Annotated in this window: 15 protein-coding genes; 7 read left to right on the top strand and 8 right to left on the bottom strand. The window is 63.2% G+C overall.

The genetic code is table 11. The features are described 5' to 3' along the window. Positions 1-2: 2 nt before the first annotated feature. A complete protein-coding gene (hutC, locus tag ACYVNQ_RS36670; RefSeq protein ID WP_460910502.1) occupies positions 3-743 on the top strand; it encodes a histidine utilization repressor in 741 nt (246 codons plus the stop codon). Between the two features lie 45 nt (positions 744-788). On the opposite strand, the gene ACYVNQ_RS36665 is transcribed toward hutC, so the two are convergent. The 4 genes from ACYVNQ_RS36665 to ACYVNQ_RS36650 all read right to left on the bottom strand — a co-directional run bounded on the left by ACYVNQ_RS36665 (position 789) and on the right by ACYVNQ_RS36650 (position 4,859). Further along, positions 789-1,709 carry a LysR substrate-binding domain-containing protein gene (locus tag ACYVNQ_RS36665; protein WP_460910500.1) on the bottom strand — a complete coding sequence of 307 codons (921 nt, stop codon included), beginning with the start codon at positions 1,707-1,709 and terminating at the stop codon, positions 789-791. 225 nt (positions 1,710-1,934) lie between these two features. After that, on the bottom strand, positions 1,935-2,870 hold the full coding sequence (gene gcvA / locus ACYVNQ_RS36660; RefSeq protein ID WP_460910498.1) for a transcriptional regulator GcvA: 936 nt from the start codon (positions 2,868-2,870) through the stop codon (positions 1,935-1,937). A gap of 140 nt (positions 2,871-3,010) precedes the next feature. Further along, positions 3,011-3,757, bottom strand: a complete 747-nt coding sequence (locus ACYVNQ_RS36655; protein WP_460910496.1) for an SDR family oxidoreductase — start codon at positions 3,755-3,757, stop codon at positions 3,011-3,013. Positions 3,758-3,968: 211 nt separating this feature from the next. After that, on the bottom strand, positions 3,969-4,859 hold the full coding sequence (locus tag ACYVNQ_RS36650) for a LysR family transcriptional regulator (RefSeq protein WP_460910494.1): 891 nt from the start codon (positions 4,857-4,859) through the stop codon (positions 3,969-3,971). A gap of 170 nt (positions 4,860-5,029) precedes the next feature. Between ACYVNQ_RS36650 and ACYVNQ_RS36645 the strand changes: the two genes are divergently transcribed. The 5 genes from ACYVNQ_RS36645 to ACYVNQ_RS36625 all read left to right on the top strand — a co-directional run bounded on the left by ACYVNQ_RS36645 (position 5,030) and on the right by ACYVNQ_RS36625 (position 9,802). Next, positions 5,030-5,371 carry a DUF485 domain-containing protein gene (locus ACYVNQ_RS36645; protein WP_460910492.1) on the top strand — a complete coding sequence of 114 codons (342 nt, stop codon included), beginning with the start codon at positions 5,030-5,032 and terminating at the stop codon, positions 5,369-5,371. After that, complete coding sequence (locus ACYVNQ_RS36640; protein ID WP_460910490.1) at positions 5,361-7,220, top strand: solute symporter family protein; 1,860 nt, start codon at positions 5,361-5,363, stop codon at positions 7,218-7,220. The genes ACYVNQ_RS36645 and ACYVNQ_RS36640 overlap by 11 nt, the downstream gene beginning before the upstream one ends. 36 nt (positions 7,221-7,256) lie before the next feature. After that, positions 7,257-8,294 (top strand): carbon-nitrogen hydrolase family protein, encoded by a 1,038-nt coding sequence (locus tag ACYVNQ_RS36635; protein ID WP_460910488.1) that lies wholly within the window; start codon positions 7,257-7,259, stop codon positions 8,292-8,294. A gap of 125 nt (positions 8,295-8,419) precedes the next feature. Next, positions 8,420-8,875 (top strand): cupin domain-containing protein, encoded by a 456-nt coding sequence (locus ACYVNQ_RS36630; protein WP_460910486.1) that lies wholly within the window; start codon positions 8,420-8,422, stop codon positions 8,873-8,875. A 231-nt stretch (positions 8,876-9,106) separates the two neighbouring features. Further along, positions 9,107-9,802, top strand: a complete 696-nt coding sequence (locus tag ACYVNQ_RS36625) for a DJ-1/PfpI family protein (protein WP_460911254.1) — start codon at positions 9,107-9,109, stop codon at positions 9,800-9,802. A 75-nt stretch (positions 9,803-9,877) separates the two neighbouring features. Here ACYVNQ_RS36625 and ACYVNQ_RS36620 read toward each other — a convergent pair whose 3' ends face one another. From ACYVNQ_RS36620 to ACYVNQ_RS36610, 3 genes are all read right to left on the bottom strand, one after another. Continuing rightward, on the bottom strand, positions 9,878-10,201 hold the full coding sequence (locus ACYVNQ_RS36620; RefSeq protein WP_460910484.1) for an HdeA/HdeB family chaperone: 324 nt from the start codon (positions 10,199-10,201) through the stop codon (positions 9,878-9,880). A 338-nt stretch (positions 10,202-10,539) separates the two neighbouring features. Beyond that, the gene (locus ACYVNQ_RS36615) at positions 10,540-10,920 is read right to left on the bottom strand and encodes a lysozyme inhibitor LprI family protein (protein WP_460910482.1); all 381 of its coding nucleotides are present in this window, start codon (positions 10,918-10,920) and stop codon (positions 10,540-10,542) included. 53 nt (positions 10,921-10,973) lie between these two features. Then, a complete protein-coding gene (locus ACYVNQ_RS36610) occupies positions 10,974-11,642 on the bottom strand; it encodes an N-acetylmuramoyl-L-alanine amidase family protein (protein WP_460911252.1) in 669 nt (222 codons plus the stop codon). A 335-nt stretch (positions 11,643-11,977) separates the two neighbouring features. Between ACYVNQ_RS36610 and ACYVNQ_RS36605 the strand changes: the two genes are divergently transcribed. Beyond that, positions 11,978-12,319, top strand: a complete 342-nt coding sequence (locus ACYVNQ_RS36605) for a RebB family R body protein (RefSeq protein WP_460910479.1) — start codon at positions 11,978-11,980, stop codon at positions 12,317-12,319. Between the two features lie 75 nt (positions 12,320-12,394). Here ACYVNQ_RS36605 and ACYVNQ_RS36600 read toward each other — a convergent pair whose 3' ends face one another. Next, complete coding sequence (locus tag ACYVNQ_RS36600; RefSeq protein WP_460910477.1) at positions 12,395-13,423, bottom strand: linear amide C-N hydrolase; 1,029 nt, start codon at positions 13,421-13,423, stop codon at positions 12,395-12,397. Between the last annotated feature and the right edge of the window lie 182 nt (positions 13,424-13,605).

Raw genomic sequence — 13,605 nt, 5'->3', positions numbered from 1 at the left:
CAATGAATACAAACCCGCCGGTGCACGTTACGACGCAGCCCGACGCCGCGCGCAAGCTGGTGCCTGCTTACGAGCAGATCAAGCGATACGTGGTCGAGCACGTGGCCAACGGCACGTGGAAGCCGGGCGAGATGATTCCTTCGGAAACGGAGCTGGTGAAGGAATTCGGCGTGGCGCGCATGACGGTGTCGCGCGCGCTGCGCGAGCTGACGGCGGAGCGCGTGCTGACTCGCGTACAGGGTTCGGGCACCTTCGTTGCGCCGCGCGACATCGAATCGACGGTGCTGGAAATCCGCAATATCGCCGACGAAATCGCCGCGCGCGGCCATCGTCACACGGCCCGCGTGATTACGCTCGAGACCAGCAACGAAGCGCAAGCGGTGGAGGCACTGCAACTACAGCACGGGCCGGTGTTCCACTCGCGCATCGTGCACAGCGAAGAGGGCGAGCCGCTGCAGTACGAAGACCGCTATGTGAATCCGCAGGTGTTTCCGCACTACCTGGAGCAGGATTTCAGCGCGGAAACGCCGAACCATTACATGGTGCGAGTCGCGCCGATCCAGCGCGCGCAGTTTCGCATCTATGCGCAAAAGCCCGACGCGCACATTCGCCGCCAACTCGCGATGGAGATCGGCGAGCCCTGTCTGATGATGTGGCGGCGCACGTGGGTAGGCGAACGTGTGGCCACTTCAGTGCAGCTTTGGCATCCGGCTTCGCGGTTTCATCTGGCCGATAGCGTGTGAATTCGCGCACGCCGGTTCGCGAGCACGGCGCGTACGGTGGGCGCTTTATCGCGAACGGTGGTCGTCGAATGCGGTGATTCTCGGAAACGCTTCAGCGAGAAAATCGACCAGCGCCTGCACCGCGGGAACATGGCCATTGCGACGCGGAATCAGCGCGGAGATGCGCGCATCGGCCGCGATCCAGCCCGGCAACACCTGCTGCAGCAAACCAGCCTTCAATTCCGCGCGGCACATGTAGCCCGGCAGCGGGGCGATGCCTAGCTTCGCGCACGCTGCTTCTTTCAACGAGATCAGATTGTTGCTCTGAAAGCGCGGCACGATCGGCACCGTGACCAGCCGGTCGTGCGGGCCTTGCAGATGCCACTCTGGCGGCCCGTCGCGAAACAGCGAAATGACCGCATGAAATTGCAGTTGTTCGGGATGCCCGAGATCCGGCATCTGTTCGAGATAATCCGGCGCGGCAAACAGGCACCATGGCGCGTGCGCGATCGGCCGCTGCATCAGGTCGGTGTCGTTCAGCGGGATCGAGTGTCCTCTGATGGCCAGATCGAAACCTTCGCTCGCGATATCGACGATACGGTCGGTGGCGTTTTCCTGCACGGTCACTTGCGGGTAGCGGCGCAGGAACGTGGGCAGCACGTCGCGCAACAAATACTGGGACACTTCGACCGGCGACGTGACGCGTACTACGCCGCAGGGCTCGTCATGCGTGTGCCGCACGGCATCTTCCGCGAGATGTGCGCTTTGCAGCAAGGCGAGCGCGTACTGATAGAACTCGGCGCCCGGCTCGGTCATCGCGAAGTGGCGCGCGCTGCGATTGATCAGGCGCACGCCCAACGACGTTTCAAGCGCCTTGATGCGATTGCTGAGCGTCGACTTGCGCAGCCCAAGGACTGCGCCGGCCGACGTGAAGCCGCCGTGGTCAACCACTTGTGCGAAGTAGTAAACGTCCTTGAGGTCCAGCATCAGTTCGCTCTGTGATCGGTATGCGATTGTGCAAAGAATATTCTGCATGAAGACGTACCGGAATGCGCGATAAGGCGGCTGGTGTCCCGCTGCAGGCGGGACACGCGGCGCGGCCTGTAGAGCGACGCCGGGCCGCGCGCGATGTGAAGGTTCGTCTTTGATGAACCATGTGTACATGGAAGATGGACCGTCCGGACAGTCCGGACAGCCTGTGACTGACGACCGCTAGCGGCGCTCGCGCCGCTGCGACCGCGCGCCGACCTCGGACAGCAACCATTCCTTGAACGCCACCACGTGCGCGACGCCTTCACTATCGTTGCGATGCACGAAGTAATACGCGAGTTCGCAGTTCTGCACTGTCTCGAACGGCCGCACGAGGCGCCCCTCGGAGAGGTCGCGTTCAACCAGCGTGGTGCGGCCGAGCGCCACACCGTTGCCTGAGATCGCGGTCTGCAGCGCCGCAGCGGAATCGTTGAGCTGCAGCCCGCGGTCGCAATCGACGGCATCGCGGCAACCGGCGCGCTGCAGCCACGAACGCCACGTCGGAAACACGCCGAATGCGCTCATCGATACGTCGTGAATCAGCGCGTGGTGGCGTAATTCCGCGGGGCTGGTCAGCGGGTGCTTGCCTTTCAGCAGCGCGGGACTGCACACCGGAAAGAATTCGTCGCGCAGCAGGAACGTGGCCGCAAGGCCGGGCCATTCGCCCGCGCCATAGCGGATCCCGACATCCATGCGCTGCGCGTTGAGATCGACCAGATGCCGGCTGGTATCGATACGCAGGTCGTAATACGGATGCTTGGTCTGGAACGATTCGAGGCGCCACAGCAGCCACTTGTCGGCAAACGCGGGCGGCAGCGTCAACGTGAACGCGATGCGCGATTTGCTCGCGCGCAGCCGTTCGACGGATGTGGACAGCAGGTCGAAGCCGGCCTGCAAGTCGGGAATCGCAGCTCTTGCCGCGTCGGTGAGCGTAAGCCGCGAAGGGCCGGATGTTGAACGATGGAACAGTTCGATGTCGAGATAACTTTCGAGGCCGCGAATCAATTGGCCGACCGCGGCGGGCGTCACGTTCAGCTCCGCCGCCGCGGCCGTATAGCTCAGATGCCGCGCGACGGCTTCGAAAGCGCGCAGCGCATTCAGGTTGTTCGGTGCTCGCATTTTCGTCGCGACACGAAAGGGTTCTGAAAGTGTGCGCGCGGCCGCCCGGCCGAACATTTCACCCTGCAATCGGGCGGGACGGGCGGCGCCTCGCGCGCGCCGTCCGTCATTATGCTTCAGCGCCGCGGCAGCTCGCGTGCTCAGATTTGCGACAGCCCGCCGTCCACCACGAGTTCGGCACCCGTCACGTACGACGCGTCGTCGCTCGCGAGAAATAGTGCCGCCTTCGCGACTTCTTCCGCCTTGCCGACGCGCTTGAGCGGCACCGCCGCGACGAGCGCCTGACCGGCTGCCTGCAACTGCTCGTCCGACAAACCCATCTTGGTAGCGAACGGCGTATCGATCGGGCCGGGGCTGACCGCGTTGATGCGAATGCCGCGCGGCGCGAGTTCCGCACCCAGCGAACGCACCAGCGAGCGCACCGCGGCCTTGCTTGCGGACAGGATCGACAGGCCCGGCGTGCCGACTTCGTTGAGGAACGACGTCGTCACGACGATGCTGCCGCCGTTGGGCAGATGCGGCGCGGCTTTCTGGATCGTGAAGAACAGGCCCGTGACGTTCAGCGCGAACTGTTCGTCGATCTGTTCGCGCGTCACCGCTTCGAGCGGCGCGGCGAGGCCGGCGCCGGCGTTCGCATAGACGACGTCGATGCGGCCGTGCGTTTCCACCACTTCAGCGACCGCCTTGTCGATCTGCGCCGGGTCGCGCACGTCGGCACGCAGTGCCATCGCGTTGCCGCCCAGTTCGCTTTCGGCCGCCTTGAGTCGCGCTTCATTGGTGCCGATCACGGCCACCTTCGCGCCTTCGGCGATAAACAGTTTCGCGGCTGCCAGACCGATGCCCGACGTACCGCCCGTAATCAGCACCACCTTGTTTGCGAGTTTCATGTTGGTTCACCCTTTGACTTGACGTTGAGTTCGACGGTCCGTTGCGGTTGCAACGTTGCGTCCCGGTGAATGAACTATCGTCGATGGCGTCGGGGGCGACAAACGAGAAGATCTGCGCGAGCGGCAAAGAAAAACTATCCGGTGCGATGGCGATGGCGATGGCGATGGCGATGGCGATGGCCGGGAGCCGCCCGCATGCGCGCGGCTGCCGTCACGCCACCGGATAGTCGCGCGCGATCACTTCGGCGACATAGGCCGCAACCGCGGTAATGCGCGGCACGCGGCGCAGGTATTGATGCGAGCTCATCCACACGTCGCGGGTCACCTTGACGCGTCCCTGCAGCACCGGCACCAGCCCAAAGCGCTCCGCGCGTGCGAAGGTCGGCAGCATCACGATGCCGGCGCCCGCGGCCGCGGCAAACATCTGCGCAATCATGCTGGTGGACTGAAACGCGAGCGGCGGATTTTCGACGGCTTGTTCGAGCCAGCGCACCGCATCGAGCTGGATCAGATCGTCGATGTAACCCGCGAAGCGATGCTGCCGCAAATCGTCGACGCTTTTCGGCTTGCCGAACGCGGCCAGGTAATCGGGATGGGCGTACAGGTGCAACGTGAACTGGCCGATCTGCTGAATCTGCAGATTGGGGCCGCGCGGCTCGAAAAAACCGAGGAACACGTCCGCCTCGCGGTGCGAGATGCGCACGTCGGTGGCCGACGTGACCAGCTCCACCGTGATGCCCGGCTGGCGCCGTTTGAATTCGACGAACTGCTCGCTCAGATACAGCGACGCGATGCCTTCCATCGTCGCGAAGCGTACCGGCCCGGTGAGTCCGGGCTGCTCGCCGTTCAGCATGTCGCCAAGCGTCAGCACATTGGCCTCGACGGCTTCGACGTGCATCAGCATGTCGCGGCCCTGGGCGTTGAGCCGGTAGCCTTGCCGGTCGCGTTCGAACACCGGCGTTTCAAGCGCGAATTCGAGGGCCGAGATGCGCCGGCCCACCGTTGCGTGGTCCATGCCGAGCACACGCCCGGCTTTGGAAAGATTGCCGGCGCGTGCGACGGCGAGAAAAACGCGCAGGTCGTCCCAGCTAAGACGGTTCATGTTCATGGCGGCAGCAGGCGTTCGGGTTCGTCACGCGCTTATTGTCGCCGTGCAAATTTGCACATGCCATAGATTGTTTTCCGGTTCGTCCTGACTGGCGGCTTTCATAGACTTCGCTACAGGTGCCGGATGTTCGCTCCGGCCAACCGATCATCTGACGGAGAACATCCATGGCGGAAAGCGATATCGACTGGGAGGCCGTGTTGGCAAGCGAGCGCTTCAGGCAGCTGGCGCGCCGGCGGCGCAATACGATCGTCGTGCTCGGCGTGCTGGCCGCGCTGTACTACTTCTCGATTCCGGCGCTGATTGCGTGGGCGCCCGAGGTGTTTCGTATCAGGCTGGCCGCGGGCATCAACCTGGGCACTGCGTTCGCGGTGTCGCAGTATCCGTTCGGCGGGCTGATCGTCTACGTGTTCATGCGCCGCACCGCTGCGATCGATCGCGCGGCTGCGGGGCTGGCCGAGCGTTCTCAAAGCAGCCTTGCCGTTGCGGAGGAACATCATGCGTACTAGTTTGCGCGCCGCGCTAGCGGCGGCTTGCGGTGGGGCGCCGCTTGCGGCGCACGCTGCGCAGGTGGTCAATTCCGCCGTTAGCCATCATCTGATCACCTATGTGGTGTTCGGCCTCGTGATCGCGTCGACGCTGCTGATCACCTGGTTCGCGTCGCGCAGCAACCGCACCGCAGGCGACTTCTACACCGCCGGCGGCAGCATCGGGCCCGCGAAGAACGGTCTCGCGATTGCCGGCGATTATCTGTCTGCCGCGGCTTTTCTCGGCGCATCCGGATTGATCGCGCTGTACGGCTTCGACGGCATGATCTACCTGGTCGGTTTCTTCGCGGCCTTCATACCGGTGCTGCTGTTTATCGCCGAACCGTGCCGCAACCTGGGCCGCTACACGATCGGCGACGTGCTCGCCGCACGCAACAGCTTCCGTGCGACGAAAGCGGTGTCGGCGATATCCGCGGTGGTGGTGGCGCTCGCGTACATGATTCCGCAGATCGTCGGCGGCGCGGTGATCGTGCGTGGCCTCGTCGGTATCGACTACAACGTGTCGGTGTGCGGCGTCGGCGCGCTGATGCTGGTGTACGTCGCGTGCGGCGGCATGAAGGCGACCACCTGGGTGCAGGTAATCAAGGCCGTGCTGTTGATCGGCACGTCGTTTGTGCTGGTGGTGCTGGCGTGGCTGCCGTTCGGGTTTCACGTGCCGGCCTTCATGGATGCAGTGGTGCATAGCCCGTTCGTGCAGGCGCACGTGGCCGCGCTTCCTGCCGCGCAGGGCCTGCAGGGCGAGGCGCTCGGCTGGCGTTTTCTCGAGCCGGGCCTGTATCTGAACAAGCCGCTCGAACTGCTTTCGCTGGGGCTTGCGCTGGTGCTGGGCACCGCGGCGATGCCGCATATCCTGATGCGCCTCTTCACCGTGAAGGACGCCAAAGCGGCGCGCCAGTCGGTGATGTGGGCGATGCTCGGCATCGGCGTGTGCCACCTGTCGATCGTGGTGATCGGTTTTGCGGCGGCGTATTTCGTCGGCGCACCGCTGATCGCTTCGCTCGACAAGGGCGGCAATCTCGCAGCGCCGCTGCTGGCGCAAGCGCTGACCGGCGGGCAGGGCAGTGTCGGCGGCGACCTGATGCTCGCGTTTATCGCGGCGGTTGCGTTCGCCACCATCGTCGCGGTGGTGGCGGGGCTGACGCTGGCGGCCGCTTCATCGCTCGCGCACGATGTCTATGTCGGCGCGGTGAAGAGCGGGCACGCGACTGAACGGCAGCAGGTGCGTGCCGCTCGCGTGGCGACGCTTGCGGTGGGCCTCGTCGCGATCGCGGTCAGCATTCTCGAGCGCGGCCAGAATGTCGCGCAACTGGTTGGGCTCGGCTATGCGGTGGCCGCATCGGCCAATCTCCCGGCGCTGGTGCTGACGCTCTACTGGCGGCGCACGACCACCCAGGGCGTGGTGGTCGGCATCGTCGGCGGCACGCTCGCGGCGATCGTGCTGGTGCTGGTCTCGCCGAACCTGACGTACCCGGCGCAAGTACGCGTAGAGGCGCTGCGGCAGGTGGCCGACATCGACCGGCAACTGCTTGCCCCGGCACCCGACGCCGCGCAAAAGCAGCGGCTGCTGACCCGCCGCGCCGCCGCACAAGCCGCGGCCGATGCAATCGCACCGGATGCCACCAGCATGGTCGGGCTCAAGGCGCCGCTGGTCAGTTTGCGCAACCCCGGCATCATCTCGATCCCGATCGGCTTTCTCCTCGTCGTCCTGGTCTCGCTGTGCACCCGGGACGCCAACGCGCGCAGGCGCTGGGCCGAGCTCGTCGTGCGGCGCGAAACAGGCTACGGCGCCATTTCTGCAATCGAACATTGATTTAACCCCGCTGATTTATTTTGTCGAGACTCGCTCATGTCCTATCTCCCTACCGTGAAGGTCGCCGCGGTTCATGCCGCGCCCGTTTTTCTGAATCGTCGCGCGTCGGTCGCGAAGGCCGTTTCGCTGATTCGCGAGGCGGCCCGCAACGGCGCGCAGCTGGTTGCATTCCCCGAGTCGTTCATCCCGGCGTTTCCGGTGTGGGCGTCGCTGTGGGCGCCGATCGACAATCACGATCTGTTCGAGCGCTTCGCGCAGGAAAGCCTGTATGCGGACGGCAGCGAGATCGCTGAAATCGCCGCGGAAGCCGAGCGCAACGGTGTATTCGTGTCGCTGGGTTTTAGCGAGCGTTCGCATGCAAGCGTCGGCTGCCTGTGGAATTCGAATGTGTTGATCGACGATCGCGGCACGGTGCTCAATCTGCACCGCAAACTGGTGCCGACGTTCTATGAAAAACTCGTCTGGGCAGCCGGCGACGGCGCCGGGCTGCAGGTTGCCGATACGCGCATCGGGCGCATCGGCGGCCTGATTTGCGGCGAGAACACCAATCCGCTCGCGCGCTATTCGCTGATTGCGCAGGGCGAGCAGATTCATATCTCGAGCTGGCCGGCGCTGTGGCCGACGCGCCGGCCCGTGAGCGGCGGCAACTTCGACAACGTTGCGGCGAACCGGCTGCGCGCCGGCGCGCACTCGTTCGAAGCGAAGGCGTTCGGCATCATCTGCGCCGGGTATATGGATGCGCAAATGCGCGACTACCTGGTGGCCCGCGATGCATCGGCCGCTGCCGTTCTGGACGGATCGCCGCGCGCTGTGACGATGTTCGTCGATCCGACCGGCACGCCGCTCGGCGATACGCTGAGCGACCAAGAAGGCATCGCATACGCGCAGTTCGATCTAAACCGCTGTATCGAACCGAAGCAGTTCCACGATGTGGTCGGCTACTACAACCGCTTCGATGTGTTTTCGTTGACGGTTAACCGTGAGCGGCTCGAGCCTGTGTCGTGGCGTGATTCGAACCGCGTGGCCGCGACGGTGCAGCAGCCTGTGCCGGAAGCTGCATTGACCGACGACTGAGCGGCGGGTGCGGGCGCGGCCCGCACAAGCTGATATTCTGGAGCCTCGCCCCGTGCGACCCGTGGTCGCACGCGCGCACGCCGGTTGCGCACGCATCGAGGGCACGCTTCGCGGTGAGGCCCGCCATGCCGAAAATCGATGTTGCCGCCGTGCCCAAAGTGCCGGGCTCAGGCTACCCCTCTCCATTCAATGCGCCATGTGCGGGCCGTGTCCGGCAACGGCTAGGCGAGGCCGGTGGGCTCGGCGATTTCGGCGTCAACCTGATGCATCTGCCGCCCGGCAACTGGTCCAGCCAGCGCCACTGGCATTCGCATGAGGACGAGTTCGTCTATGTGCTGCAGGGCGAACTGGTGCTGATCGAAGACGACGGCGAAACGCCGTTGCGCGCCGGCGATTGCGCGGCGTTCCGCAAAGGTACCGGCAACGGTCACCATATGATCAACCGTTCCGCAAACGTGGCGGTTTATCTCGAAGTCGGGGCGCGCTGCTTCGACGATCTGACCACTTGCTCCGATGTCGACATGAAATCCGCCAATGCGGACGGGCGCTTTGTGCACAAGGACGGCACGCCGTACGAGTGAGCTTTTTGCGGTAGTGGGCGCACGTGCTGCGGGCCGCTTGCCGGATTCCTGCGATGCGACGCGACGCAATGAGCGACTGCGTTGCCCACGACATGCTTTTGACCGGATGGCGGAATTCTTGGGTTGATTGGCGACATCGCCAAATGGCAGCGCATTACATTGGCCAGGTCGGCTTCGCGATCCGCCTCACACGTCCATTCATCATCGGGAGTTCCCATGCTGCCTGAAAACCTGCATCTGACGATCGGTTCTGTTGCTTTTGACGGGCTCGATCAAATCGACCTGACCGGGCCATTCGAAGTGTTGTCGCGCATTCCCAATGCGACGTATCGGATCTATGCGCGCACCAGCGAACCGGTGCGCGACATGCAAGGCTTGCGCATCGTGCCGGACGCGACGCTGGCCGACGCGCCGCAACTCGATATCCTGCACGTGCCGGGCGGGCGCGGCCAGCAGGCACTGATGGAAGACGAAGCCGTGCTCGGCTGGTTGCGCTCGCAGGCAGCAGGCGCGCGCAAAGTGTTCTCCGTTTGCACCGGCGCGCTTTTGCTCGGAGGCGCGGGCCTGCTGCGCGGCCGGCGTGCGACCACGCACTGGAATTCGTTTCACCTGTTGCCGCTGTTCGGTGCGACCGCGGTCGACGAGCGGGTCGTGGTGGATGGCGACTGGATTTTTGCAGCGGGTGTAACCGCTGGCATCGATGGCGCACTGCGGCTTGCGGCCGAAGTGCGCGGCGTGCCGGTCGCACAGCGGATCCAGCTCGATATGGCGTACGCACCGGAGCCGCCTTTTTCGAGCGGCACGCCGCAGACGGCGCCGGCAGAAGTGCTGGCCGCAGCGCGCGCCGCCGTCGCCGAACTGGCCGCGCAGCGCGAAGCGACCGCACGCCGGGTCGCGGCGCGATTGGGTATTGCTGCGGCAGGCTAGGCGCCGACCTGCGGCGCGCGCCACCTCGCAACGACTACAGGCGCTTATCGCAGCGCGGTAAGCGCCACACTGCGTTCAGTGATGATCGAATAACGGCAGCTTGCCGCTCTTATACATTGCGCGTACTTTCGAGCGAACCGATGCCTTCGGTGTCTTCTGGCACTCTTGCACGATCATGTTGACGGGTGTCGCGGTGTCTTCCACCATCGTGTCGGTTTCCGCAATGCCCAGCTTGTCGACACCGGCAAGGTAGTACACGACGGCCGGGCGATACGTTTCGCTGACCGCTACGAAGTCCTCGCATTTCATCTTGAGCGGATTGGTTTTCGGGGTCTGCGCGAGGGCAGGTATCGCGATGGTTGCACTGACAAGCGAAGCGACTATCACAAGGCGGTTCATGTAGCACACTCCCAGATCGACGAATGCGGCGGCCTGACAGGATCGGTGGGCCGCTTTGGATGGCCCCAGCGCAAGGCCCCGGGGATGGACTGACACGACAATGCGGCAACACGGGCGTACAGCCTGTGTTGCACGACGGAAATTACTCCGTGCAGTATCGGTGCTGTCGGGGAGAATGCAATTGGACTTTGGTCTTATATTGCATAGGTGCTGCACGATTCCGCTGCAGGATGCGTGAGGCGTTTATGTGCATTCTTTCCGTGCGCATCCGCCATCGCATACAGCGCAAAGTCCGGACAGGCGGCGCGCAGGGCGCCGTCACCGCCGATCGAAATGCGTTACTGCCCCAGCTTCGCGTCCACACAACCCGTGCTCGAGCACTCGCGCTCACGTTCCTGCAGGAACGCCATACGCTGCTGCGTCAGGTCCACCGCGCAGCTCAGATTCACGAAATAGCCATTCGACTTTTCTTCGCTGCACTGGTCGTCGCGCTGCTTGATCCACGCGAGCTGGCCGGTTTTCAGCGAGCCTTGCTGCGTCGGGTTCAGATGCTGGCGCAGACGCGAATATTGCTGGTTCAGGTCGCGGTCGGCCTGCGAGAACAGGTTGCCCGCGCAATAAACCTGGTCGAACGCATTGCGCGGCGTGGCGCAGCCGGCGGCGTGAGCGCCGAGCGGCAGCAGTGCGGCAACGGTCAAAGCCAGAGCGATCTTTTTCATTTCCTTGTTATCCCCTTGGGTTGGTTTTACTGCTAAAGAAGCGGGTCTGCACTTCAAGGCTGGCAGCGCTTTACGCCGGAAGCGATCGCGTCGGCCAGCTTCGCGATCGTCGCGGGATCCCGCAGCCGCGGCTCTTCGTCCGGATTCACGATGACACCGGCTTCGACGAGCACGGCAGGCATGCGCGCGGTCTTCAGCACGACCAGATCGTCGAACTGATGGATGCCCAGGTGCCGGTCGATCAGCGGGCGGTTTTCTCCTTTGATCGGCGTCGCGTGGTACAGCGATGGCGTTTCGCCTGCGGCGAGCAGCGCTGTGCCGATCGCCTTCGCACAGGTCAGGCTTTGCGCATAGTGCGGGTTCAGCTTCGACACGAAGATCGAATACCCCTTGAATTCACGGCTGCGTCCGGCATCGAGCCACGCCTGCTGCATCGAATCGTGGTGAATCGAAATAAAGAAGTTCGCGTCCGGTGCGGCACCGGGCCGGTCCGTCAGTGCGATCTCGCGATCGTCGGCGCCGGTACGGGTGACGCGCTCGCCGGCCTGTTGCAGATCGCGCGCCACGGCCGCGCTCAGATCGAGGTTGTACAGATGCTCGACGCGGCCGCTTGCCCCGGTCGCGCCGGGATGCAGCGGCGTATGGCCCGCATCGACGATGATCCATGCCGCTTGCGCATGCACTGCGCACAGTGCGCAGGCGAGAGGCAGAAGCCTTGCTATCACTTTGGTGAAAGACGGCTTCGCAAAAACGGTCCTGCGGAATAAGGTTGCTAGCACAATTGTCTTTAAGTAATTTGAAGCGGTATGCCGAAAGTCAGGCAAGCCGACTTATCCAGATTGCATCGATATGCGCGACGAGACCGGCGCACAGTTTAGCGAAACAGGCAGTGCAGTAAAGTGGCAGGCGATATTAGAACGGCTCGACGGGCTGCTTTCTCAAATGCGCTGTGCCAATATCACAAGGTTCGACGATGGATTCTCGCGGCGACCTGTTCTTCCAGTACGCACAAACCAGCGTGGCGCCTGTCGCGCTATCAACTGAAGGGGGCTCAACCATGACATCTTCGCAATTCGATAAAGGCAAGGGCACTGTTGAGGTTACGCATGTCGATGTAAAGCAGGTAGGCGAGGCGCCGGCTGAAGTGTTGGGCGACGCTTATCAAAGCATCGCGCACTCCACCGGTATCCTGTTCGAGAACGCGGTGTCTGCGCAACAGCAGCAGAATACGCTGACACAGGCGGCCGCCAATCAGGGTGTGATGCAGATCTACAGCCTCGACACTACGGCGGCCGCAGGGGCCGAAGAGAAGATCGTGCAAACCGCTGTGGCCGACGAGCTGACGGGTGTGTTGTCCGCCGCTGAGGCGATGAAGGTGCTGAAGGACGACAAGAAATAAAGCGCTGCAACTCATACAGGCGTGCCGCGGGCCATTGGCGCCGCGGCACGCTGTTGCATCATTCGCGCAGCTTCATTAGTGAGGCTGCAGCTTCGAACTGATATCGATCGATACAGGCTCCCCCGGCACCGGAAAGGTCCGTTCGCCCGGCGTACCGAGATCGATTTTCCTGAGGTCTACTTCCATCAACGTCGTGTTGTCGTAAGTGCGAACCGCAAAGGTCCGCGCGCTCAATGCCTTGACGACGGCCCATTGCGTGTAGTCGTCCTCCACCTTGCCGCGTTGAGACGGCAGCGATGCGCTGCTTCCCTTCGGAATGTCGACGGTGTTCAGCAAATGCAGCGCGAGATTGCGCGCACCGACGACATCCACCGGCTGCGTGGCGAACTGCTTCTGATAAACCGTGCGCACGAAGCGCGACGGCGGCGTGGAGTCGCCGGGCAAGCCTCGCATGCCGCTGCCGTGCCCCGCCGGGCTATAGGTTTTGCCGCCGATCGTAATCGGCTCGGCATCCTGGGCCTGCAAGCCGACGTAGGTATCGAGGTTGGTCAACTGCCACGGAAAGGCCGGTGCATTGGTCAGCACGCCGACCGTGTTGTCATAGATCACCGGTTTGCCGGCCGGGTCGGTGAATTCGATCACGAGGCTGTTGCCGTTCCGGTCGTGCACCGCGAAGTGCAGCGGCAGCTGTTTGTCGATTTCCTTGTCGCCCCAGATCTCGACGCTCGAGAAGTTCTCCTTGACCTCTGCGGTGGTTGCGAAGCTCGACAGCAACCAGTTCGCGACTTGCCCGACCAGCAGCGAGCGCGATGGGTCGCGTACCGTGCTGGCGTAATGTGTGATGCCTGGTAGCCACAGACAACCTACCGACAGGCCCGCTTCGTTCATGCCGTCGGTCACGATATGCGTGCCGAACGCGTTCATGCCGATTACACCGTATTGGCAGGTCCATTTCAAACCGGGTGCGAGCTGCGGCGTGGTGCTATACATTGGGGTCCCGCGGCCGATCACGATCAATTCCGAGTGCAGTGCGGTGCCGAATTCCATGCTTCGGCCATTCACGACGCTACCGTCAGCGGCTTTTAAAAGAAAATCAGTGCACATTGCGGTCTCCGAATAATTGGAATTCCTATCGTAGGTCAGATTTTTCACAGGTCTGAGGAATATTTGGTCGCATCAGTGAACGATGCCTGATTGCACGCAATACGCATTGATCACGCATAGGGAATTACGCTTTTTTGTGCCGTATGAATCATTCGAATGATTTGGGATAGACTGCAAAAAAC

The organism is Paraburkholderia jirisanensis (assembly GCF_054782355.1).
The sequence above is the reverse complement of the archived record's forward strand: the minus strand, read 5'-3'. Positions and strand labels throughout refer to the sequence as shown.

Bases quoted from the DNA above. Each gene is read 5' to 3' on its own strand.
- hutC (WP_460910502.1), top strand. From the start codon at position 3: ATGAATACAAACCCGCCGGTGCACGTTACGACGCAGCCCGACGCCGCG.
- ACYVNQ_RS36665 (WP_460910500.1), bottom strand. From the start codon at position 1,709: ATGCTGGACCTCAAGGACGTTTACTACTTCGCACAAGTGGTTGACCAC.
- gcvA (WP_460910498.1), bottom strand. From the start codon at position 2,870: ATGCGAGCACCGAACAACCTGAATGCGCTGCGCGCTTTCGAAGCCGTC.
- ACYVNQ_RS36655 (WP_460910496.1), bottom strand. From the start codon at position 3,757: ATGAAACTCGCAAACAAGGTGGTGCTGATTACGGGCGGTACGTCGGGC.
- ACYVNQ_RS36650 (WP_460910494.1), bottom strand. From the start codon at position 4,859: ATGAACCGTCTTAGCTGGGACGACCTGCGCGTTTTTCTCGCCGTCGCA.
- ACYVNQ_RS36645 (WP_460910492.1), top strand. From the start codon at position 5,030: ATGGCGGAAAGCGATATCGACTGGGAGGCCGTGTTGGCAAGCGAGCGC.
- ACYVNQ_RS36640 (WP_460910490.1), top strand. From the start codon at position 5,361: ATGCGTACTAGTTTGCGCGCCGCGCTAGCGGCGGCTTGCGGTGGGGCG.
- ACYVNQ_RS36635 (WP_460910488.1), top strand. From the start codon at position 7,257: ATGTCCTATCTCCCTACCGTGAAGGTCGCCGCGGTTCATGCCGCGCCC.
- ACYVNQ_RS36630 (WP_460910486.1), top strand. From the start codon at position 8,420: ATGCCGAAAATCGATGTTGCCGCCGTGCCCAAAGTGCCGGGCTCAGGC.
- ACYVNQ_RS36620 (WP_460910484.1), bottom strand. From the start codon at position 10,201: ATGAACCGCCTTGTGATAGTCGCTTCGCTTGTCAGTGCAACCATCGCG.
- ACYVNQ_RS36615 (WP_460910482.1), bottom strand. From the start codon at position 10,920: ATGAAAAAGATCGCTCTGGCTTTGACCGTTGCCGCACTGCTGCCGCTC.
- ACYVNQ_RS36605 (WP_460910479.1), top strand. From the start codon at position 11,978: ATGACATCTTCGCAATTCGATAAAGGCAAGGGCACTGTTGAGGTTACG.
- ACYVNQ_RS36600 (WP_460910477.1), bottom strand. From the start codon at position 13,423: ATGTGCACTGATTTTCTTTTAAAAGCCGCTGACGGTAGCGTCGTGAAT.